Origin of the sequence: Proteiniphilum saccharofermentans (genome assembly GCF_900095135.1) — a bacterium.
GTDB lineage: Bacteria > Bacteroidota > Bacteroidia > Bacteroidales > Dysgonomonadaceae > Proteiniphilum > Proteiniphilum saccharofermentans.
The window spans coordinates 1770976-1794900 of sequence record NZ_LT605205.1 but is presented as its reverse complement, the minus strand read 5'-3'; the positions used below and the strand labels follow the sequence as shown (position 1 = coordinate 1794900).

Below are 23925 nucleotides of genomic sequence, written 5' to 3'. Positions count from 1 at the left end.
GGTTTATAACGACAAAACTAAGACTATATGCATAGAGAGACCAGGATTACCGTATTGATTACGTTATTGTTTTTCCTGTCCTGCGGGCTGTTTGCCCAGATGAGCGACCAGCAGGTCATACAGGAGTTGCGAAAATACGAAAACTCAGGCATGTCGCAACAGCAGATACTCACAGAACTGCAAAGAAAGGGTGTCACCACCGCCCAACTGCAACGGCTCCGTGCGCAGTATGAAGAGAGGCAGAATGTTACCGACGGCGGCGTGGAATCTAACTACGACCCTTCGGAGAAAAGCTTCCGGGATATGTCCGAGATACCGGTCATCACGGCACAGACAGTACAGGCAGCACCCGAAGACCGGGTTTACGGTCAGGACTTTTTCACCGCTGGCAACCTCACTTTCGCGCCCAACATGAATATGCCCACCCCGGCCAACTACGTGCTGGGACCCGGTGATGAAGTGATTATCGATGTGTGGGGCAATTCCGAACTCAACGTGCGCTACACCATCACCCCCGACGGCCACATCACCGTACCGGGCCTGGGGCGCATCATGCTCAACGGCCTCAACGTACAACAGGCTGAAGCGAAAATACGCAACGAGTTCTCCTCTATTTATTCCGATCTCGACTCTTCCGCGCCCGGCACTTTCCTTGCCATCTCCGTAGGCAATGTGCGCACCATCAAGGTGAATGTGATGGGAGAAGTGGTTACTCCGGGCACCTATACCCTCTCCTCTTTCGCCTCAGCGTTCCATGCCCTCTATGTATCGGGCGGCCCCTCGAAAATAGGGAGCCTGCGCAATATCCGCATTTTCAGGGCCGGTAGAAACGTGGCAACTGTAGACCTTTATGAGTATCTGATGAAAGGAGATAACACCGGCGACATCAACCTGCATGACGGCGATATTGTGATGGTGGAACCGTATAGTACACTGGCACAAATCACAGGAGAGGTCAGGCGTCCCATGTGGTACGAAATGCGGGAAGATGAAACGCTTGAAGATCTTATCCGTTTTGCCGGCGGGTTTAGCGGCAACGCCTACCGCGCCAATGTGACGTTGCACCGGAAAGGCGTTAACGAGATGGAAGCCCATACCCTCAATCAACCCGAATACGCCTCCTTCAAAATGCAGGACGGTGACCGGATAGAGGTAGGTGACATCTTAGATAAATACTCCAATATGGTAGAGATTACAGGAGCTGTGGAGCGTCCCGGTAAATATGCCGTGGGAGACCGCATCAAAACCGTGCGCGACCTGGTAGAGATCGCCCTCGGGCCTACGGGCGACGCCTACCTTTACCGCGCGCTACTCTACCGTGAGCAGGACGACCTGCGGCAGACCATGGAGTCGTTCGACCTCGACGCCCTGCTCAACAACCGTATTGCCGACATCCCCTTGCGGAAGAACGACCGGCTCCATGTCCCCTCCATTTTTTCCATCGAGGACAGCCTCACCATATCTGTTGGCGGTTCTGTCCGTGCTCCGGGTAACTATCCCTTTGCCTTGAATATGCGTATAGAAGATGCTCTCCTGCGGGCGGGCGGGCTGAGCGAAGAAGCCTCAACGGCGCGGGTCGATATTTACCGGCGCATCAAGGATCCCTCCAGCACCACCGTCCCACGTACGATGAGCGAAGTATATACCTTCACCCTAGAGGAAGGGAAGATCGTCTCCAGCGATCCCACTTTCGTCTTGCAACCGTTCGACCAGATTGTGGTGCGTCGTTCTCCCGGCTACGAAGCCCAGGAAAATGTCACTATTGCCGGAGAAATACTCTTCGGTGGCCGCTATGCCAAGAGAATGCGGAATGAACGACTCTCCTCACTGGTGGAGAGAGCCGGTGGACTGACGGAATATGCATACGTTAAAGGGGCCAAACTACAGCGCAGATCCACTCCCGAAGAGATTGAGAGAAGTCGTAAGGCATTGATGACCCAAGCCCGGATAGGAAGTGATTCCACCTTTGTCGATGAGCTCGATCTCTCGATGCAGTATGTGGGGATCGACCTGGAAAAAGCGTTGAAAAATCCGGGAGGAAGTGATGATATCATCCTCCGTGAGGGTGATGTACTGACCATACCACAGTTCAACAATACCGTCAAAATCTCTGGCGGGGTGATGTATCCCAATACGGTCACCTACCAGAAAAATCTGAAGCTGGGCGGCTATGTTCGGCAGGCGGGCGGCTATTCGCGTCTCGCGATGAAGAGCAAACCATTCGTAATTTACGCCAATGGTAAGGTCGCCACCGGCCGCTGGGCAAGGATCGAGCCAGGCTGTGAGATCGTGGTTCCCGAGAAACCCGATAGGGAACCAATGTCTTTACAGGGAATCCTTGGAATCTCCACTTCCATCGCTTCCATCGCTCTGCTTATCAGTAACCTTGTTAAATAATAAATCAAGAATCTATGACACAAGATAACTATACAGAGGAAAACCAAAACAGGTTTCCGTCTCCCGAAACAACCGATGAAATCGACCTGACCGAGATTCTACGGAAGTTATGGATCAAGCGGAAATTTATCCTGAAGACCACCGGTATCTTTCTCCTGATAGGCCTCTTTATCGCCCTCTTCTCCCCTGTAAAATATACCGCCCACTGCACGGTGGTACCACAGAGCGGTAAAGACGGGGCAAGCAGTAACCTAGGCGGACTTGCCGCCATGATGGGTGTCAATATCGGTACCGGGGCCAGCGGAGGGGAGACCCTCTCTCCTAACGTTTATCCGCAGATCGTAAAGAGTGTGCCTTTTACCCGGGAGATCATGCAAACCCCCATCAAGGTAGAACGATCTGAAGGCAAAGAAATCACACTGTACGACTTCTATACGAATAAAGAATACCAGCCGTTCAATCTTATAGGAAGCGTCAAAAAATATACCATCGGGTTGCCTTTCCTGCTTATAAACGCTATCCGGGAAAGTGGTATACAGGAAGAGATACTTCCCGCCGACAATGTATCTCTGCCCACCCTCAATAAAGAGGAAGAGGAAGTGTATCAGACTATCCAAAATTCGATGCAATTGAACCTGAACCCCAAAGAGGGGTATATCACTATCGATTATACTTTTCCCGAAGCCGAAGCGGCAGCGCGGATCACAGATAAGGTGCGCAAAACATTGGAACAATACGTGATGGCATTCAAGTCGGAGAAGATGGAAGACAACCTCGCGTTCGTGCAACAAAGTTTTGATGAAGCGCAAGAGGATTTTCAACAAAAGCAGGAGCGCCTCGCCATCTTCCAGGACGCCAACCGCGGATTGACCACCGCTTCGGCGCGCGCCACCGAACAGCGGCTCCGCAGCGAATACGATATCGCCTTTACTGTGTACAATGAACTAGCCAAACAGTTAGAACAAGCCAAACTGGCGGTAAAGGAATCCAAACCGGTACTCACGGTTATTGAACCCGTGGTGGTACCAGTACAAAAAAGCGCACCACGTCGCATCATAATACTGGTCGTTTTTATCTTCTTGGGGTTTATAACAGGAATTGGATGGATATTTACGAAGCCTCTCTTTCAGAATATAGTACAAAGTATAAAAGAAGAAGAAGAAATAACCGTATCCCCCATACACGATAACATGATAGGATAGAGTTTGCTATGTCTTTTTATGACCTTCGAAGTGATGACTACCTTTATAGGTTATGTAACTGGTAGTCACGAAGTCTGTTTAAAACTAATCAGATAGTGAGATATCGAAAAATTTTATTCCTGAAGAAATAATATATACTATAAGATTGTATTTAAAAGAAAAACTAAATTCAAAAAGATGCTAGATTTAAACGGTAAAGGTATCTTGATTACTGGAGGTACAGGGTCATTGGGTAAAGCATTGACCAAAACTATTTTTGAAAAATGGCCAAATATAAAAAGATTGGTAATATACTCCCGCGATGAACAAAAGCAGTTTGTCATGGACCAAGAGTATCCTCACTCGCAATATCCGGCTATTCGCTTTTTTGTCGGTGATGTACGTGATAAAGAGCGACTTACGAGAGCTTTAAACGGAATTGAGTATGTTATCCATGCTGCAGCTATGAAGCATGTACATATTGCAGAATACAATCCCACAGAATGCGTAAAAACGAATATTGGAGGGGCTCAAAATGTAATTGATGCTTGCTTAGTCACAGGGGTAAAGAGTGTTGTTGCTCTCTCAACAGATAAAGCTTGTGCTCCAATAAATCTTTACGGAGCAACAAAATTGGCATCAGATAAACTATTTGTAGCAGCCAATAATATAAAAGGTAGTAATCCAATAAAATTTTCGGTTGTAAGATATGGAAATGTGATGGGATCCAACGGTTCTGTAATCCCTTTTTTTATAAAAAAGAAAAAAGAAGGAGTAATCCCCATTACCGAACCGCACATGACTCGCTTCAACATCCCCATTCAAGGAGGAGTAGATATGGTTCTTTATGCATTGGAGAATGCCTGGGGAGGCGAAATTTTCATACCAAAGATACCCTCATATCATATAATGAAATTAGCTGAGGCGATAGCTCCAGAGTGTGAACATCGGGTGATTGGCATACGTCCGGGGGAAAAAATTCATGAAGAAATGATCACACCTTCAGATGCTTTCCACACCTATGATTTAGGTACTTATTATACTATTCTTCCACAAAAACCAGTTTGGAAAATGGAAGAGTACATTGCTTATTTTAACGCAAAAAAAGTACCTGACGGGTTTAGTTACAATTCAGGAGATAATACTGAGTGGGAAACAATAGACTCTCTCAGAAGCAAAATAAAAGAATACGTTGATCCTAATTTTACAGTTTAACAATGTCTAAACAACCTATACCTTACGGACGGCAACATATCACAGACGAGGATATTACCGCTGTAACCGAAGCCCTACAGTCCGACTATCTTACACAAGGGCCTAGAATAGCCGAGTTTGAAAAAGTATTTGCCGAATATATCGGTTGTAGATATGCCGTTGCGGTATCCAATGGAACAGCTGCATTGCACTTATGTGCCATGGCTTTGGGGATAAAACCTGGCGACAAAGTGATTACAACTCCTATTACATTTGTAGCATCTGCAAACTGTATACGCTATTGTGGTGGGGAGGTTGTTTTTGCAGACATTGACCCTGAAACTTACTTATTAAATATCAATTCTGTAAAAGCTTTATTAGAATCTTCGCCAAAAGGAACTTACAAAGGGATTATTCCGGTTGATTTTGCCGGTAGAGCTGTAAATCTGGAAGCATATAAGGAACTGGCGAACGAATATGGCCTTTGGATCATTGAAGATGCCTGTCACGCTCCTGGTGGATTTTTTCTTGACTCAAATAACCATAAGCAATTTTGCGGAAACGGAAATTTTGCAGATTTGTCTATTTTCTCTTTCCATCCGGTAAAACATATTGCCTGTGGAGAAGGAGGCATGGTAACAACAAACGACGAAGAGTTATTCCATAAATTAACATTGCTCCGTACACATGGAATCACAAAGGGTGATAATGTTTACCCATATATAAACTCTATTGAATTGGCCTCCGGAGGATATAAAGATGAAACCGAATATCCCGGATGGTACATGGAAATGCAGCAATTAGGATACAATTACCGGATAACCGATTTCCAAGCCGCCTTGGGTACCAGTCAATTAAAACGTGCGAATAAGGGATTGGAACGGAGACGTGAGATAGCCCATATCTACAGTGAGGCATTCAGGGACAAGCCTTATATTTTAGGTCAATCTGGTGATATAGAAGGACATGCCTATCATCTTTATGTGCTGGAAGTGAAGGATCGATTGAACCTATATCTGTATTTGCGTAAAAACCATATTTTTTCACAGATACACTATATACCCGCTCATCTGATGCCCTATTACCAAGAGTTCGGCTATAAAGAAGGAGATTTTCCTCACGCAGAAAATTATTATTCACATTGCATTAGCTTACCCATGTTCCCTACGCTGACTTCCGAAGAGCAACAATACGTAATAAAGACAATCGACGAATTTTACAGTAACTAAAAGTGAAAAATTTAGCTATTATCCCGGCACGTGGAGGAAGCAAACGAATTCCCCGAAAAAACATTAAAGACTTTCTGGGAAAGCCAATTATTGCCTACTCTATTGAAACAGCATTACAATCCGGATTATTTGAGGAAGTAATGGTGTCGACAGATGACGAAGAGATAGCCGATATTGCAAAAAGATATGGAGCTTCTGTGCCTTTTATGCGAAGTGAAAAAACGGCAAATGATACTGCTTCTCTATCTGATGTGATTGAAGAGGTGAAAAACATCTATGCTTCGCATAAGGTAGAGTTTGAGCATATTTGCTGTATTCTGGCAACTTCGCCACTGCTGACAAAGGAACTTTTGCAGTGCGGGCTTAACGAATTAATAGCAAAAAAAGCCGATTCTGTACGTCCGGTTGTACGTTTTGGCTATCCCGTACAAAGGGCTTTTATGATGGATGCAGAAGGGTCTGTCAGTATGTTTTATCCGGAATGTTACCGGACACGTTCTCAGGACTTAAAACCGGCTTTTCACGATGCAGGTATGTTTTATTGGATGAGATCAGACAAAGGGTTGAAAGGAAACAATAGATTCGGTTTTGAGATATCGGAAATGGAATGTCAGGATATTGACAATGAAACAGATTGGCAAATGGCTGAATTGAAGTTTAAACTTCTGAAAGGATAAAAATGGACTCTTATTTTTTTGTCCCGGGATACAAGTTAGGCAATATTGATAAAATAAAAGCGTTAGGCGTTGATGAAATTATTATTGATTTGGAAGATGCCGTGAAGGCTTCCGACAGACAGATGATTTTATCACGTTTATTATCCGACGATATAAATTATAAAGAATACTATATACGGATACCTCTTTATGATTATCAAGGAAAGATAGATGCTCAACTATTGCTATCCCTTCTTGAGAACGGATTTCGTAAGTTGGTTTTTCCAAAAATATCCTCTTTGGAGGATTTTGAATTCATACACTCTTATTTTGTAAACTTTTCCCCTGCAATCATTCTGTTAGTTGAAACGCCTCGCTTACTCTTGGAGGCAAAAGACTTATTATTGAAATATAAAAAGTTTATTTCGGGCGTAGCTGTAGGAAGTCATGACTTTATGAATACGGTGGGCGGAGTGCATTCCTTGCGAAATTTAGAGTTTTTTCGATTGCAGATTTTATATTTAGCCCGAATGATCCATGTTAAGGCTATAGATATTGCTTCCATGGAATTACAAGATACTCAAAGTTTGGAGGCAGAAATAAAGGATGGCGTGTATAAAGGATTTGATGCGAAATTATATATACATCCTAAACAGCTTGAAGTACTCAAAAGCATAAAACTTTACAGCACCGATGAACTGGCTTGGGCACACGGAGTAGAGGATGCATTCAAACAAACACAAGGAAAAGCGGATGAGTTTAATCCGGTAGTTATTGATGGAGTAATAATAGAAAAGCCACACTTAAGGCGTGCAGCAAAAATTTTAAATTACTATAATGAAAACATCTAATTTAGGAAATTATTTCGAAGATTTTGAAGTGGGTTCGGTGATAGAGCACGCTTTATCGAAAACCATTTTTGAAAGCGACAATAATTTTTTTAGTTTACTCACAATGAACCATCATCCTGTTCATACCAATATCGATTATGCAGCAAATCAGCAACACGGACAGATACTGGTTGTTGGAACATTGGTGTTTAGTCTTGTAGTGGGGATGACTGTGCCGGATATTAGCGGCAAAGCCATTGCTAATTTGGAGTATGAATCTGTAAAGCACTTGGCTCCCGTGTTCATAAACGATACCATATATGCCCGTACGAAGGTTCTTGATAAAAGAGAATCGCGCTCGAAAAGCGATAGAGGTATTGTGTATGTAGAAACCATCGGATATAATCAGCGTGGAGAAGATGTGCTGAGTTTTAGAAGAAAAGTATTAATCCAAAAAAGCAATCAAAATGACTGATTTTCTAATGCGAAGTCTGATGTTTGTCCCTGCTCATAACGAGAAATTTATGCGCAGCGCAGCAAAATCGGATGCCGATATTCTTTTGTTTGATATAGAAGACAGCGTGCAACCTGCCGAGAACAAACAAGCAGCCCGAAATAAAGTGGTAGAGTTACTCAACGAAGGAATTTTTGAAGGAAGAGTAATATTTCCAAGAATAAATGACCGGGAAAGCGGGCATTTGCTAAAGGATGTTACACAATTAGCCGTGAGAGGAGTAACAGGCTTTATGTATCCCAAAGCAAAGCGCGGAGAAGATATTTACTTCTTTGATAAATTGTTGGAGACTATTGAATATGAAAAAGAAATACCAAAAGGTACTTTCAAAATTATACCTTTAATAGAAACGGCTTCTGCCGTGATGAATGTGCAGGAAATATGCACATCGTCTCCGAGAGTTATAGCCATAGCTTATGGTTCCGAAGATTTTATTAATGATTTACAAGGCGTTCATGACGAGGAGCATCAAAGTTTATTCACTCCACGTGCAATGATTGCCATGGCAGCTCGTGCAAACAATATTGAGCCGATTGATACAGTTCACGTAAGAGTAAAAGACTTGGAGGATTTAGAAGTTAATTTAAATATTTCCCGCAAATTGGGTTTTGGAGGCATGATGGCGCTTAATCCCATTGAATTGCCTCTTATTCATCAATATTTTTCTCCTTCGGAAGAAGAGGTTGAAAACGCGAGAGAGATGTTGCGACTTGATGAGGAAGCTCGAAAAGAAGGAAGAGGAGTGGCGATAATGAACGGTAAATTCATAGGGCCTCCGTTTGTGGCAAAAGCAAAGAAAATTTTAAGAAAACACGAACAAATAATTACTAAGCAGGCATGAAAAAACTTATCATTATGGGTGGCTATGGCAATGGCACTGTTGTACAATCAACCGTAGAAGACATCAATGCCGTAAAGCCGGAATGGGAAATTCTTGGTTTTTTAAATGACAGAGAGACCGAACCCATTAATGGATATCCGGTTTTGGGTAAAATAGACAAAGAAACGGTTGACCGTTACTTGCCTGATAAGGATGTCTATTTTTTCTATACGCTGATTTCCGTAAAAATGAACCATAAGTTTTTGCATAAACTCCTCGATTTGCAAATTCCGGAAGAGCGTTTTGCCACTGTTATACATCCAACGGCCGTAATTTCTAAATTTGCTAAAATAGGACATGGCGTATGTATTCAACCTTTTGTATCGGTAGGTCCCAATACTGTAATTGGAAATCATGTTCAAATTTATGCCCAAGCCTTAGTCGGACATGGAGCTAAACTCGATAATTACAGTTATGTTGCTAACAATGCCTGTATTGGAGCGGATGTTCATCTTAAGGAAGGGGCTTATTTAGGGACCAACACCTCCACATTGGAGTTTATCACATTGGGGAAATGGTCTATATGCGGTATTGGAGCAGTTGTGTTGAAAGATGTGCCAGACTTTGCGAAAATGGTTGGTAATCCTGCACGACAGATTGGAAGTGTGGAGTAAAAAATGATGCAGAAAAAAATACTTTTTCGTGTTGATGCCGGTGGTCAAGTCGGATTGGGACATTATTATCGTAGCTTGAATTTAGCTTTGACGCTTAAGGATAGAGGATACGAAATATTATTTGTACATCAGGCTTCTGAATTCTGGGATAATTTAAAAGATTTTCCTTTTAAGCATTACGAGTTGTTTCCTGAAACTGCCGAAAACGATATGATATCAATTTGCAGGGATCAACAAGCAGCTGTTTTTTATGCAGATGGTATCATTCAATTTAGTCCGCAATTTATTCAAGAAATAAAAAAAACAGCCAAAGTTATTTTTTATCAAAACCTGACGGATGCCAAGGTATTGGCAGATGTTTTTATTTTACCTTCCATCCATCAAGATGACGCTTTTTTTGCTCCTTTTGAAAACTCCGGTACGGTTGTATATAAAGGTCTTGAATATTTTACATTCAATAAAGAAATAGAAAAATATGATTCCTTGACATTCGAGAAAGACAAATCTGTTAATAAAATAGCGGTTACAGCCGGAGGTAGCGATCCTCGGAATATATTGCTTACTTTGTACGAAATATTGGATGAGGGAAACATATCGCAGCAGGTTGAGGTCGCGTTTTTTTATGGAAACGATTATTTATATAAAAATAATATTCCGGAGAAACTGAAAGATTATGTTTCTTTTTTACCATATTCTACCGGTAAAATAGTAACATACGATCTGCTTATAGCCTCTTTTGGCGTGAGCGCCTATGAGTTTATGTGTTTGGGAATGCCCGTTATCGGCATCGGACATCAGAAATCCAATGCGGAAGCGTTAAGGATATTGTCCGCGAAAACCGGTGCCATATACGATCTGGGGCTTATTGACGATTTAGGCAAAGAGACGTTTAACGCTACACTAAATTCTTTGATTAACAATACGGAAAAGTTGGCAGCCATGTCTCAAAAAGCGAAGCGCATATTGGATACACAAGGAATTTGCAGGGTTGTAGATATTTTAGAGAAATTATAGCTATGAATAAGATAAAAGAGGAATTGTTTATTGTAGCCGAACTTTCAGCCAATCATAACAATGATTTGGCGTTAGCCATAAAAACAATAGAGGCGATTGCCCGTTCCGGAGCCGACGCGGTGAAAGTGCAAACCTTTACGGCGGATTCTTTGACGCTTGATGTGGACAATGAATTTTTCGGGCCTCGAAAGGATGGCCTGTGGAAAGGGCGAAGACTTTTTGAGTTATATCAGCAAGGAGCCTTGCCATTTGAATGGCACGAAACATTGCAAAAAACAGCTGTTGATAATGGGCTTGTTTTTTTTTCCGCTCCTTTTGCTACAAAAGATGTGGATTTTTTGGAAACAATCAATAATCCCATTTATAAAATCGCATCCCCAGAGATTACGGATATTCCGTTAATAAGTTATGTGGCTTCTAAACAAAAACCGATGATTATATCTACCGGCATGGCCGATGAACAAGACATTCAATTGGCACTTGAAACTTGTGAGAAAAATGGGAATAAAGACGTTACGTTATTGAAATGTACGTCGGAATATCCGGCAACGCCCGAAATGGCTAATTTGCTTACAATTCCCGATATGAAGAAGCGTTTTGGGGTGCGGGTCGGTTTATCCGATCACACCATGGGCTGCACCGTCCCTATTGCAGCAGTGGCATTGGGAGCAACGGTTGTGGAAAAGCATTTTATATTGGATAGAAGTTTAGGTGGTATTGACTCCGCGTTTTCAATGGAGCCAAACGAGTTTGCAGAAATGGTAAAAGCGGTAAGAGAAGCCCATTTGGCATTGGGTAGTGTTACTTACGAACTTACCGAAAAAAACCGACTAAGAAGGCGTTCGCTATTTGCAGCAGAGAATATTAAAGCAGGCGAGATTTTTACGGAAAAAAATATTCGTTCAGTAAGGCCGGGACATGGGTTGCATCCTAAATATTTTTCAAAACTCTTAAATGAAGTTGCCAAAAAAGACATAAGCAAGGGAACACCTCTATAATTTATGATTAAGTAATGAAATACCTGATTTTAATAAATAATGCTCCTAAAATGATTACTTATCATAAGGGACTAGGCGATAGCTTAAAAAGAAAAGGGAATTCTGTTATATATGCTTTTGCAGACGAGCTACCCTTATTAACTTATAGCATGGATTTTAGTAAAGAAAGAATATATATCTTTTCAGAGTATTTTAAAGTTAATGACAAGAACCCTCTTATTGATAATAAATATTCCAAAATAAATTGGTTGAAAACTTATTTTAGTGATTACGATAGGAATAGATATTACTCAGGTCCAACTTATGATAACAAATATTACGACTCCTTATTGAAAAATCTAATCAATTTTTTTGATACAATTTTTCAGAATGAGAATATTGATTTTTTTATATATGAAGCGATTTCAAATAGTTTTGCATACGTTTGTTATGAAGTAGCAAAAGTTAATGATATAGGTTATAGGGGATATATAGGTTCACGTATTGCAAATCGGTTTGAATTACACACCGAAGAATTTGGCATGACAAATCGGTTTGAGAAAATCTTTAAAAACAGTTCCTTTCATGCACAAACTCCAGAAATAAAAGATTTTGTTGAATCCTATTTAGCAAAATATTTAGGAAATCACATACCATCTTACTTAGCACGAAAGAATAAATTGACAGCGGATTATTCTCTCGTAAAAAAGTACATTAACAATGAAAAAAGCTTATTATTAAAAGGCGCTTTTAAATTTTATAAAAAAACAAAATCGGCTGATTTTAAGTATGCTTACCAATCTAACAATCCAATAAAGTATTATTATAATTTATTTAAAAGGAATATTTTAAAAAAAATAAGAACAACAATAGGAAACAATATATTTGAGAAGCCGGCAAAAGATGAAATTTACTATTTATTTCCATTACATATGAAGCCTGAAGCATCTACATCTGTTCTTGCAAGACATTATTGTGATGATTTAGCTGTACTTCGAAATATTGCATTCAACCTACCAATCGGTGAAAAATTATATATAAAAGAACATTTTGTAAATTATGGAAATCTTCCTCTTTCATTCTATCATGAACTAAAAAGGATACCTAATGTTCGGCTTATACACAGTAATGAGGATACAATGCAACTAATAAAAAATTGTAAAGCCCTTATTACACTTACCAGTACAATGGGTTTTGAGGCGTTGTTAATGTACAAAAAAGTTATTGTCTTTGGTAATGTTTTTTATAAATGTCATCCAAATTGTATCAAGTTGGATAGCTATGAAAATTTATTTAATATTTTAACAGAGTTGAAGCAACCTCCTTGTGATAGAGAGGTGGCAAGAAATTTTGTTACAGCTTATTATCTTTGTACAAGTGAGGGACGTACAGGTTTTTCTAATTATGAGAAAGAGGATATAGGCAGGTTCGCGGAACCACTTATTAAAGCTATTGAAATTTACAATCATGAATTGGCTACCCAAAATTAATAAAAGTATTATTAAATACATAAGCCTAAGTTATGTAAATGTAGGTCTCAATGTATTAATAAATTTAATTCTTATAAATAAAACTTCCGCATATGATTTTGGTAAAATATCAATCGGAAAAACAATTTTTCAATCTTATGATTTCACTCATTTAGGAATTCGCAATGGGTTCGACAGATTGTTTCCTCAGTTAGAAGGGAAAAATGTTGTTGGAGATATTTTTTCAGTAGGTTTCATAAGTACGTTTGTTGTTTCACTTTTATTTCTTATTTTTTGGAGCATCTATAAGTCTGACTTTTTTCTATTTTATTCAGCCTTTTCTGTTTCTGGAATCATTTATTCATTAACAACGTTGTATCGTATTTATTATAGAGCTCAATCCGACAAAAAAAAATTTGTATCTTTATCTTTTTATACTATTTTAGTTCCACCTTTATGTGAATTAATAGGTTTTCTATTATTTAATGTTTTAGGTTATGTGATTGCATTTTTTGCATCATATATTTTCTTACTAATCTTTGTTCAAAAAAAATATGCAATTAAACTAAATATTAAGAAAAAGAGATTTATACTTATTTGGAAAAAAATTCAGAAAAAAGGATGGCTCTTGTTTTTAAGTTCCTTAATCGCTTTCTTTTCGACATCCGCAGATCGTTTTTTTATTGAAAGTTATTGGGGGTTGGAAGCCGTTGGACGTTTTTCGGTTATTATGTTTTTCTTTTCAGTTTTTCGGTTGTTTCCTGTAAACTATACCGAAATGATTATGAATAGACTAATAACAACTCGTTCATTCAAATATGCTTCAAGGCATATTTTATTCTTATTTTTGTTCATGCTAATAATAGTCGTTTTAGCATTTCTTTTTCTTCCTTTTTTAATAAAGACATTTATGCCAAATTATAAAGAGGATATTGAATTAATGAGAATTGTTATTTGGGCAGTTATTCCTTTTTCTTTGCGTTCTGTTCTTTTTTATTATATGCATGGTATAGATAAGAGGAAAACGCTATTGTTTATTGATTCTATAAGTACTATATTGTATTTTGTCGGATTAATTTTTACTCTTAAACATACAAATTCTTTCGAAATGATTATGTTTTTAAAATTAGCATTTTATATTTTATCGATCCTCTTAACATTTACTTTTGCATTAATGTACAGTAGGCAAATGCAAGGTGAAAAAATACTAAAATAATAACATATGAAAAAAAATAAGGCTCTTGCACTTTCTACTCTAATCCTTTTGTTAACATCTTGTCTTACAGATATTATAGATAATGTATCCGTTAAAACTGAGAAGGAAATTCCTTTTAAAATTGAAGTATTACAAGAATCACGAGAAATTGTGTTAGAACAGACGCGGGCATGGGAGAATAAAACGTTGGGCTACTTTAATATTATTCCTGAAGACAAAGTGTGGAGTATGTGGTACAACTCCCGCGGTACTATAAATAAAAAAGGAGACCTATCGCAAACATTAAACTATGCATATTCTATCGATAAGGGTAAAACATGGATTAAGAGTTTCTCAATAAATGATGTCAATATAGAATCAGATACCATTCCAAACACTATTTTCGGAACTGGAAACTATGACGGGGTAGTTGAACAATTTGTTTTTAAAGACACCTTGAACAATCAATATAAATTAATAGGTGCGGCTTGGGACAAAATTGAAAAGAAACTAAAAACCTTTATTTGGGCTTCTATCGATAAAATCAGGTGGACAGACAAAACACTATTATTCGATGCTTATTATGATACCCAGTTTTCTGTAATACTTAAGGAAAATGAGTATAATATTTATCATCGGTTAATAATAAATGAAGGTACCCGAGGAGTTGCAAAAACTGTACTTGACAGTAATATGAATATTGTTAAAGGACCTGATGTAATATTCAGTAATAGTGGAAACTATAATTTTATACATGTTTATAATAGTGCAGCTAGCTACGTAAATGATAGTTTAACTTTATTTTTTCCAACTCTGTATGATCACAATACAGACAAAATGTTTATAGGAGTTGCATATGAAACCAAGAATGACTATTCAATGACAAACATAGATATTACACAGGAACTTTTTTATAATCAAAATATATTATGGGGAATTGTCAGCCCCAGTCTCATTCCTACTGAGGAACCGAATGTCTACTGGATTTACTATTATGGCGATAGCCGATTTCATAACGACAGAGCAACCACACAAGGATATACCCGTTATTATAGAGTTAAAATTAAAATTTCAAAAAGTACATCATTGTGAGTTTTATAAAAAAAAATTGTTATATCAGTAGTGATGCAAGTTTTGTGGTAAATGAATAAATTATTAATCATAGTTTTTTCGTTATTATGCGCTGTTCTGATGTTTAGTGCAGGACAATCGGTACTTCATTTTTCTTCTCGGGTATACTTGAGCAGTTTGGCTATTCAGGTTTTCTCCATAATTCAGATTTTTAATCAACGTAGCATTCCTTTCTCCTTGAAGAAAATATTTTATCTGTTTTCTCTTTTCTTTTTTGGTATTTCTCCTGTTTTGCAGTTCTATCATCGTACCGCTCTTTTTGGGGCGAGAGAAATAACTGAAAACGAATATTTTTATTTCAATTTGCTAATTTTTTTCATTCTGATACTATTTCAGTTACTTTACACTCAATTTCAAAAATTAAGACTTACCAAAAATGATATGAGAATTTCTCGTATTTTTTCCATTCATGGTAAACCCGATATAAAACAGGTATTAACACTCATTGCATTTTCTTTATTATCGTTTTTTCTTGTTTTTAAAGCAAATAGCTTTAGTTTTTTTAGCTTATTGATTAGAGGTGGTGAAATGAAAGAACTTTCTTCAAATTCATCCACGACGACACTAATAATCTTTCGTTTTTTTCAGCCCATATCCATGATGTGTTTACTCTACTATATATCGTCAAAATCTAAAAACTTTTTAGTCTATTTTATTTTAACGCTGCTTACCCTGCTCACATGTTTTCCGTTGAGTATGGCGCGCTTTGCAGCAGCAGCCATGTATATACCCTTAATGCTTCTTATTTTTCCCTTCTTTAAGAAAAAGAATGTATTTTCTCTTGTATTTATATTAGGTTTATTGGTAGTTTTTCCTTTTTTAAATAACTTCAGGTATTTTGGCAGCTCAGAATTTAAGTATGGATTCAACTTCGAAATGTTTACGGAAGGACATTTTGACAGTTACCAGAATTTTGCCTTAATAGTATTTGATAATATTATAACCGGGGGCCGCCAACTATTGGGGGTTTTCTTTTTTTGGGTTCCACGAAGTATCTGGCCTGCAAAACCTATTGGTTCCGGAGCTTTTATAGCTGATAAGATGGGGTTTTTCTTTGATAATGTTTCCTGCAACTATTTTGCCGAAGGATATATTAATTTTGGTTTTTTTGGAATATTACTTTTTATTTTTTTACTGGCTTTTTTTACCGCAAAAATGGATAAATTGTATTGGAAAGTGATTAGTAACGATAAAAACAACTTTTTCAAAGTAATTTACTTTGTATTATTGGGTATGTTATTTTTTATGCTTCGTGGAGATTTAATGAGTTCTTTTGCTTATACTGTAGGTTTTATACTTGCCATATTAATTGTTAATAAAATTGGGTCTTTAAAAGTAAAATGAAAACTTTATTACAAATAAATACAGTTATAAATTCCGGTTCCACAGGGCGGATTGCGGAAGAAATAGGTATAAAAGCCATGGAACAAGGCTGGGATAGCTATATCGCCTACGGAAGAAATGACAAGCCCAGCGCTTCACATAAAATGAAAATAGGTAACGAGTGGGATATGAAATGGCACGGGATTGCAACGCGCTTGTTTGACCGGCACGGATTTGTCTCGGCAAAAGCCACAAAAAAACTAATAGAAGATATAAAACTCATACAACCCGATATTATTCACTTGCATAACCTGCATGGCTATTATTTGAATATTGAGTTACTTTTTAATTACCTTTCAAGGGTGAATACGCCCGTGGTGTGGACTTTGCACGATTGTTGGGCATTTACCGGGCATTGTACGCATTTCTCTTATGTTGATTGCAATAAATGGAAAGTCCAGTGTGAAAAATGTCCTCAAAAAAAAGAGTATCCGGCAAGTTATTGGATAGATAATTCGTATAAGAATTTCCTAAAAAAGCAAAAACTTTTCACCTCAATAAAAGATATGACCATTGTTCCGGTTTCTAATTGGCTGGCAGGAGTGGTAAATGAATCATTCTTTAGTAAATACCCCATTAGAGTAATATATAATGGAGTTGACATAGAGGTTTTTAAGCCTCGGAATACTGTTAATCTGCGTAAACAGTATCATCTTGAAAATAAGTTTGTTTTGTTAGGAGTTGCCAGTGTATGGTCGGAAAGAAAAGGATTGTATGATTTCATCAAATTAAGTAGAGTATTAGATAAAAATGAAAGAATTATTTTGATTGGTTTAAATAAACAACAAATTAAATTACTCCCTAATAATATTATAGGTATTGAAAGAACCGACGATGTTTTACAATTAATAGAATTTTATTCTTTGGCAGATGTTGTTTTAAATCTTTCTTTTGAAGAAACTTTTGGATTAACAACTGTAGAAGGGTTTGCTTGTGAAACACCCAGTATAGTGTATAATTGTACTGCAAGTCCGGAACTAACGTCTGCAAGTACGGGATTTATCGTAACTCAAGGTGATTTCAGCGAAATCAGGAGAGCAATTGACACCGTTAAGTCAAATGGCAAGGTCGTATATCAGGATGCTTGCAGAGAAAGAGCAGTAAGTTTTTTTAATAAAGAAGACAGATATGAGCAGTATATTCAACTCTATCACCAACTATTAAGTAAAAGTTAAAAACAATAATCATGAGAAAAATATTCATTTTTATACTTATCATGATAAGTAATAGTTCATTAATTTACAGTCAAATCTACGTTTCAAATGCCGGTAATGATAGTTATAATGGTAGCAAAGATCGCCCGTTTAAAAGCATAAAAAAGGCAATGACAACTGCCTCAAATTACCGAAGCGGCAATCAGAAAGAGATTAAAATAATATTAGCAAGTGGGGAATACATTCTTGATGCACCCATAGAAATAAATCCCGCTCTTTGGCGGGGAACTAATAACTTGGTTGTTGAAGGCGAAAAAGAGAATATGCCTGTTATTAAAGGGAGTGTTTCCGCGGGGAAATTCACAAAACGCGCCGGTAATTTTTGGACCTTAGACCTCTCAACTTTTTTAAGGAATAACAAAGTTGCCGTGCAGCAAATTTTTGTAAATGGAAAAAGAGCTACGCTTGCCCGAACACCCAATATTGATAATCTTTATACTACATTAAAGACAGAAGAAGTAAAAGATAAACCCAATAAAAAATCGAACCACACCGTTTATTTGACTCCCGAACAATGGAACACGTTCAGTGCTGCAAAGAATAAGAAATATATTTTGGCAGCATTTAATCATCAGTGGAACAGAACACGTGCACATATAAAAAACTCATCCAACACAACAAAATCAATTCAATTGGAAACATCTCTCTTTGCCGATTGGACTAAATTGGGCATGGCATCGCAGTTTTATTTTGAAAATGATAAGAGCTTTTTGGATGCTCCCGGAGAGTGGTTTATCGATGATAAAAACATATTATATTATGTACCTCGTGCCGGTGAAGTGTTTTCCAGTACAACCGTGGAAATTCCTTTGTTAGGCGAGTTGCTGAAAATAGAAGGAACGACCGGGAACAAGGTGAGGAACATCGCATTTAAAAATATTTCGTTTCAGCATACAAATCGCATAATGCCTGCTCATGGGGATATGCCCGCTCAAGCTGCCTCTCCTACTTCTGCTGCTATTACTCTTAATTTTTCTGAGAACGTAAGTTTTGATAACTGTGAAATTGGTAACGTGAGTAATAATGCTATTTGGATAAGAAAAGGATGCAATAATGTGAAAGTGATTAATTCTTATATACATGATTTAGGAGTTGGAGGTATTAAGATAGGGGATATTGTTCCACCCGCCAATAGTAAATTTGAAACGAGTAATACCATAGTGGAAAATAATATCATCACACGAGGAGGTTTTGAGCTCCCTACAGGGATAGGGGTGACCGTATTCCACTCTGGAAGCAACTCTATTTCGCATAATGAAATATCTTATTTTTACTATTCGGGAGTTTCTGTTGGTTGGGTATGGGGATATAGAAACAGTGTAGCAAAAAATAATAAAATTATCTATAATCATATTCATCATCTGGGATTTTCACAATTAAGCGATTTGGGAGGAATTTATACTCTAGGTCCTTCGCCTGGAACTGAAATAAGTAATAATGTCATTCATGATGTTTTTTCGAATGATTTTCGGGGCTGGGGAATTTATTTGGATGAAGGCTCATCTGATATCTTAATTGAAAATAATTTGGTGTATAATTGTAAAAGTGCCGGTTTTCACCAGCATTACGGGAAAAACAACATCGTCAGGAATAATATTTTTGCCAATCAAGTAAACAGTCAGTTAGAGGTTTCCCGAAAAGAGGAACATAATTCTTTCACGTTTACGAATAATATTGTTTATTTTACTACCGGAAAGTTATCCGATAGAACAGGATGGGATATTGCTAATTTTATCGCGGATAAGAATATCTATTGGAATCCACGTCAACAAGATGTTAAGTTTTATAATAGCTCCATCACTCAATGGAAGAATAAGAATAAAAAAGATATTCATTCTTATGTTATGGATCCTCTCTTTCGGAATCCTGAAGCCAAAGATTTTACGTTTAAGAGTACAACAAATATTAGTAAAATAAATTTTAAGCCTTTTGATTATCGAAAAGCGGGTGTGACTGATTCTAATAATTGGAAGAAAGCTGATCTCTAAGCTATTTAAAATGATGAAAATATCCATAATTACTTCTACATATAATAGTGCAGTAACTATTTTAGACACGCTCGAGAGTGTAAATGCTCAAACTTATCCAAATGTAGAACACATTATTGTGGACGGAGCAAGTAAGGACAACACTTTGGAACTGGTAACGAAATACGGAAAAAGAGTCACCACTATTATCTCCGAACCGGATAAAGGTATCTACGATGCCATGAATAAAGGCATACAAGCAGCAACGGGTGATGTTATCGGCATTCTTAATTCGGATGATTTTTTTGCAGATAAGGATGTAATTGCCAAAATTGCAAATGAATTTCTAGAGAATTCTGAATTGGAAGCTGTTTACACAAATCTTTACTATGTTCAGCAGAATGACCCTTCAAAAATTGTCAGGCATTGGATTTCAGGACCCTTTAAAAAGAAAAGTTTTTTTAAAGGATGGCATCCTCCGCATCCCACCTTGTATTTACGCAAAGATGTATATGATAAATACGGATTATTTAATTTAAATTTTCCTTTAGCTGCCGATTTTGAGCTAATGCTTCGTTTTTTTGAAAAACACAACATAAAAACAAAACACCTCCCTATCACAACGATAAGAATGAGGTTAGGAGGTGCAACCAGCAAAAACTGGGAAAATGTAAGAAAACAAAATTTTGAGTGTATGGAAGCTTTCAGGGCCAATGGATTTAAATCTCCTGTATTGTATCCTATTTATCGGCTATTACCAAAGTTACTTCAATTTCTAAAAAAATGAACAAATTATTATTTACAGGAGCTTCCGGATTTTTGGGTGTAAATTTGAAACCTTTGTTGAAAGAGAGTTTCGATATAAAAACATTGGGGCTTACCGATGAGGATACTTACAACGTAAATATTGCCAACAATATTCCTGAATTTAACGAGCCGTTTGAAGTTATTTTACATGCTGCGGGTAAAGCGCATATAGTACCGAAAACGGAGAAGGAGAAAAAGTTGTTTTTTGATGTGAATTACGAGGGTACTAAAAATCTGTGTAAGGCTTTGGAGAAGGCACATTTACCAAAAGCATTTATTTTTGTCAGTACAGTAGCGGTCTATGGATTGGAAACCGGTGAAAACATAACGGAAGAGTATCCATTGAATGGCGATACCCCTTATGCGTTGAGTAAAATAGAGGCAGAACAGTTCCTTACTGAATGGTGCAGCAAAAATAACGTAGTACTGAGTATTATTAGGCCTTCCTTAATTGCAGGACCAAATCCTCCGGGAAATCTGGGAGCAATGATAAAAGGGATTAAAACCGGCAGATACCTATCCATTGCCGGAGGTAAAGCAAGAAAGAGCGTACTGATGGTTCACGATATTGCCCGTCTGCTTCCAGCTTTAATAGAGAAAGGTGGCGTTTACAACGTATGCGATGACTCACAACCTACTTTCAGAGAACTGGAAGTATTGATTGCCCAACAATCGGGGAAAAAGCTTTCTCAATCTATTCCATATTGGCTGGCAAAACCCATGGCTTTGGTGGGAGATCTGTTGGGACAGAAAGCTCCCATAAATTCTTTGAAATTATCTAAAATTACGGAATCACTAACATTCTCCAATGAAAAAGCAAAAAGGGAACTAAATTGGCAACCATTAAATGTATTGAATAATTTCAAAATCGAATAGAGAGTAATGCCAAAATAAAGCAGGCACTGGGTATCGATCGCATGCCCGTGTCGACCAAAGAGGGTATGCGAAAAACGTTGGAGAGTTTTAGGTGAAAAAGCGAGTCTCATTGTGGCTTTTTATGAGGTTTGCAGAATAAGTTAGTGAATTAGGCGAGTTAAATATTTCGAATATTACACATAATTCGAATATTTCGTTTATATTTGCAGCTACAACATTAAAAAATACAGTTATGGTAACGACAAATGAGATAAGAAGACCTAATAAACGTGAGCGAAAATTAGCACAGGAGTCTTACACTTCTCTCATTTCCTCGATTGAACAGTTAAAATCGGACCAGGCCGAAATTGAAATTGAAGAGACCGGTGAGAGAATTATTCTTCCTGTAAAAGCATTGAATTTATTAGGCGAAATATTAAAGGCAATGAGTCAGGGTAAACCTATTTCAATAGTACCTATTGCAACGGAAGTAACAACTCAAAAAGCTTCAGAGATTTTGGGATGCTCAAGACCCTATCTCGTGAAATTACTAGAGGAGGGAAAAATTGAATATACAAAAGTAGGAAAACATCGTCGCATTAAATATGAGGATGTGATTGACTACAAAAAGAAAATGAAAGAGGAGCAAAAGAAACGGCTCATCGAGATGATGCATGCAGATGAAGATCTAGGGCTTTATGATTCATAGCGTTCGATTTACGGCAGTCCTGGATACCAATGTGATTTATCCGGTAATTATCAGAGACCTTCTTCTCTGGTTTGCCTATTATGATATGTATACTCCAAAATGGAGTAATCATATTTTTGATGAATGGAAGGACGTGATGCATAGAAAAGGAGTTTCACCAGATGAATCAGAAAAACGTACACTCAACCTGAACAATGCCTTTCCCGATGCTTTGGTGACACATTACGAAACCCTTATTGATCATCTTGAATTGCCGGATGAAAAAGATAGGCATGTATTGGCCGCAGCTATCAAAACGAATGCACATGTAATTGTTTCAAACAATATAAAGGATTTTCCGGAAGATGTTCTGGATAGATATGGCCTGAAAATTAAAACACCCGATGATTTTCTGACGGATATCATTGACTTGAATACTGAAATTGCGGTTGAGGCTTTCAAAGAGATGGTGCTTAACAAAAAAAATCCTGAATTAGATGAATATGAAGTGTTGGACTGTTTAAGAAAAAACGGGCTGAAAGATACTGCCGACTACCTACATGCCCTTCTTTAAGTCGGGTCTACTGAATAATTGGTGTTTTCGCTGAAAATAGATATATATGACAGAGAACCACGTGGTGAACAACGGGAAAATAAAGCAAGCACTGGGCATCGACAAAATGTCGATATCGGCAAAGGAGGATATTCGAAAAACGCTGGATAGTTTCAGATAACAAGGGAGAATGAGTGTAATAATAATATATTTGATTGTTTTTGTTTTGCTGCTTGTAGCAGAACTTTTTTACTTTCGTATCGCAAACAAATACAACATCATCGACAAACCGAACGAACGGAGTTCGCACAATTACATTACCATACGGGGAGGAGGCATTATCTACTGGGTGGCTGCCCTACTTTATGCGCTGTTCAATCCTTCGGAGGTAGGTTGGTGGTTCCTCGCGGGAATCACCCTGATGGCCGGAGTAAGTTTCCGGGACGATATAAAAGGTCTGGGGCAAAAGATCCGGTTATTTTTCCATCTGCTGGCCATGACCTGTGCGTTTTATCTTGCAAACGTATTCGGGGTGTATCCCTGGTGGGGCATTATAATCGGGTATATTCTGTTTACCGGCATAGTGAACGCATATAACTTTATGGATGGCATCAACGGTATTACGGGATTATACACGCTGGCAGTACTGCTCCCTTTGACCTATGTGAACAATTACGTCCAAACTTTCACCAAAAACGATTTCCTTCTTTTCCCCCTGCTGGCATCCATTGTGTTCCTGTTCTTTAACTTCAGGAAACAGGCAAAGTGCTTCGCAGGTGATGTGGGAAGCGTGAGTATTGCTTTCTGGATCGTAACGCTGTTACTACTCCTGATTATCAAAACAGAAAACCTGGTATGGATCGGTTTCCTGCTGGTTTATGGAGTGGATACGATTTGCACAATAGGACACAGGATTTACCTGAAACAGAACATCATGGAGGCGCATCGCCTGCATTTCTATCAGATACTGGCCAACGAATGTAAAACGGATCATAGAGAAGTTTCTCTAAGCTATTTTATGGCACAACTGCTCTGCTCCACACTGATCATCGCCCTTTACCCCATCGTGGGATGGTGGATCTTCCTGCTATTGGTAGCCACATTAGTCGTCATCTACGGAATGAAATTCCGGCTAATGAAAACAGCCATTATTGAAAAATGATTTTAAGACATATAT

The 23925-nt window shown here is 38.1% G+C and carries 22 protein-coding genes and 2 pseudogenes; all 24 read left to right on the top strand.

Features of this window, described 5'->3' with window-relative positions; genetic code table 11:
* Positions 1-27 precede the first annotated feature (27 nt).
* The 24 genes and pseudogenes from PSM36_RS06895 to PSM36_RS06785 all read left to right on the top strand — a co-directional run bounded on the left by PSM36_RS06895 (position 28) and on the right by PSM36_RS06785 (position 23910).
* On the top strand, positions 28-2397 hold the full coding sequence (locus PSM36_RS06895) for an SLBB domain-containing protein (protein WP_076930101.1): 2370 nt from the start codon (positions 28-30) through the stop codon (positions 2395-2397).
* A gap of 14 nt (positions 2398-2411) precedes the next feature.
* Positions 2412-3599, top strand: a complete 1188-nt coding sequence (locus tag PSM36_RS06890; RefSeq protein WP_076930100.1) for a Wzz/FepE/Etk N-terminal domain-containing protein — start codon at positions 2412-2414, stop codon at positions 3597-3599.
* Positions 3600-3776: 177 nt separating this feature from the next.
* Entirely contained in the window at positions 3777-4793 is a 1017-nt protein-coding gene (pseB, locus tag PSM36_RS06885) for a UDP-N-acetylglucosamine 4,6-dehydratase (inverting) (protein WP_076930098.1), read from the top strand.
* Positions 4794-4795: 2 nt separating this feature from the next.
* Positions 4796-6001: a UDP-4-amino-4,6-dideoxy-N-acetyl-beta-L-altrosamine transaminase gene (gene pseC / locus PSM36_RS06880; RefSeq protein ID WP_076930096.1), complete on the top strand. Its 1206-nt coding sequence runs from the start codon at positions 4796-4798 to the stop codon at positions 5999-6001.
* A 2-nt stretch (positions 6002-6003) separates the two neighbouring features.
* Positions 6004-6678 carry a pseudaminic acid cytidylyltransferase gene (gene pseF, locus PSM36_RS06875; RefSeq protein ID WP_076930094.1) on the top strand — a complete coding sequence of 225 codons (675 nt, stop codon included), beginning with the start codon at positions 6004-6006 and terminating at the stop codon, positions 6676-6678.
* 2 nt (positions 6679-6680) lie between these two features.
* Entirely contained in the window at positions 6681-7508 is an 828-nt protein-coding gene (locus PSM36_RS06870) for an HpcH/HpaI aldolase/citrate lyase family protein (protein ID WP_076930092.1), read from the top strand.
* Positions 7495-7962 carry a MaoC family dehydratase gene (locus PSM36_RS06865; RefSeq protein ID WP_076930090.1) on the top strand — a complete coding sequence of 156 codons (468 nt, stop codon included), beginning with the start codon at positions 7495-7497 and terminating at the stop codon, positions 7960-7962. Before PSM36_RS06870 ends, PSM36_RS06865 begins: the two co-directional genes overlap by 14 nt.
* The gene (locus tag PSM36_RS06860) at positions 7955-8842 is read left to right on the top strand and encodes an HpcH/HpaI aldolase/citrate lyase family protein (RefSeq protein WP_076930088.1); all 888 of its coding nucleotides are present in this window, start codon (positions 7955-7957) and stop codon (positions 8840-8842) included. Before PSM36_RS06865 ends, PSM36_RS06860 begins: the two co-directional genes overlap by 8 nt.
* The gene (locus PSM36_RS06855) at positions 8839-9495 is read left to right on the top strand and encodes a PglD-related sugar-binding protein (protein ID WP_076930086.1); all 657 of its coding nucleotides are present in this window, start codon (positions 8839-8841) and stop codon (positions 9493-9495) included. Before PSM36_RS06860 ends, PSM36_RS06855 begins: the two co-directional genes overlap by 4 nt.
* Positions 9496-9498: 3 nt before the next feature.
* On the top strand, positions 9499-10509 hold the full coding sequence (locus PSM36_RS06850) for a hypothetical protein (RefSeq protein WP_076930084.1): 1011 nt from the start codon (positions 9499-9501) through the stop codon (positions 10507-10509).
* Between the two features lie 2 nt (positions 10510-10511).
* Entirely contained in the window at positions 10512-11507 is a 996-nt protein-coding gene (gene pseI, locus PSM36_RS06845; RefSeq protein WP_076930083.1) for a pseudaminic acid synthase, read from the top strand.
* 14 nt (positions 11508-11521) lie between these two features.
* The gene (locus PSM36_RS06840) at positions 11522-12976 is read left to right on the top strand and encodes a capsular polysaccharide export protein, LipB/KpsS family (RefSeq protein ID WP_076930080.1); all 1455 of its coding nucleotides are present in this window, start codon (positions 11522-11524) and stop codon (positions 12974-12976) included.
* Positions 12954-14171, top strand: coding sequence for an MATE family efflux transporter (locus PSM36_RS06835; RefSeq protein WP_076930078.1), 1218 nt, complete (start codon positions 12954-12956; stop codon positions 14169-14171). The genes PSM36_RS06840 and PSM36_RS06835 overlap by 23 nt, the downstream gene beginning before the upstream one ends.
* 6 nt (positions 14172-14177) lie before the next feature.
* Complete coding sequence (locus PSM36_RS06830; protein WP_076930074.1) at positions 14178-15242, top strand: hypothetical protein; 1065 nt, start codon at positions 14178-14180, stop codon at positions 15240-15242.
* A gap of 51 nt (positions 15243-15293) precedes the next feature.
* Positions 15294-16625, top strand: coding sequence for an O-antigen polymerase (locus tag PSM36_RS06820; protein WP_083710964.1), 1332 nt, complete (start codon positions 15294-15296; stop codon positions 16623-16625).
* Positions 16622-17839: a glycosyltransferase gene (locus PSM36_RS06815; protein ID WP_076930068.1), complete on the top strand. Its 1218-nt coding sequence runs from the start codon at positions 16622-16624 to the stop codon at positions 17837-17839. Before PSM36_RS06820 ends, PSM36_RS06815 begins: the two co-directional genes overlap by 4 nt.
* An 11-nt stretch (positions 17840-17850) precedes the next feature.
* Positions 17851-19866, top strand: coding sequence for a right-handed parallel beta-helix repeat-containing protein (locus PSM36_RS06810; RefSeq protein ID WP_076930066.1), 2016 nt, complete (start codon positions 17851-17853; stop codon positions 19864-19866).
* A gap of 13 nt (positions 19867-19879) precedes the next feature.
* Positions 19880-20632, top strand: coding sequence for a glycosyltransferase family 2 protein (locus PSM36_RS06805; RefSeq protein ID WP_076932108.1), 753 nt, complete (start codon positions 19880-19882; stop codon positions 20630-20632).
* Complete coding sequence (locus PSM36_RS06800) at positions 20629-21528, top strand: NAD-dependent epimerase/dehydratase family protein (protein ID WP_076930065.1); 900 nt, start codon at positions 20629-20631, stop codon at positions 21526-21528. The genes PSM36_RS06805 and PSM36_RS06800 overlap by 4 nt, the downstream gene beginning before the upstream one ends.
* Positions 21516-21623 (top strand): annotated as a pseudogene (locus PSM36_RS17940) (NAD-dependent epimerase/dehydratase family protein); the annotation flags it as partial. The gene PSM36_RS06800 and the pseudogene PSM36_RS17940, both read left to right, overlap by 13 nt.
* A gap of 137 nt (positions 21624-21760) precedes the next feature.
* Positions 21761-22216: an excisionase family DNA-binding protein gene (locus PSM36_RS06795; RefSeq protein WP_076930063.1), complete on the top strand. Its 456-nt coding sequence runs from the start codon at positions 21761-21763 to the stop codon at positions 22214-22216.
* The gene (locus tag PSM36_RS06790; protein WP_071137893.1) at positions 22206-22769 is read left to right on the top strand and encodes a PIN domain-containing protein; all 564 of its coding nucleotides are present in this window, start codon (positions 22206-22208) and stop codon (positions 22767-22769) included. Before PSM36_RS06795 ends, PSM36_RS06790 begins: the two co-directional genes overlap by 11 nt.
* A 46-nt stretch (positions 22770-22815) precedes the next feature.
* Positions 22816-22929 (top strand): annotated as a pseudogene (locus PSM36_RS17730) (NAD-dependent epimerase/dehydratase family protein); the annotation flags it as partial.
* A 21-nt stretch (positions 22930-22950) separates the two neighbouring features.
* Complete coding sequence (locus PSM36_RS06785; RefSeq protein ID WP_076932107.1) at positions 22951-23910, top strand: MraY family glycosyltransferase; 960 nt, start codon at positions 22951-22953, stop codon at positions 23908-23910.
* The last annotated feature ends 15 nt before the right edge of the window (positions 23911-23925 follow it).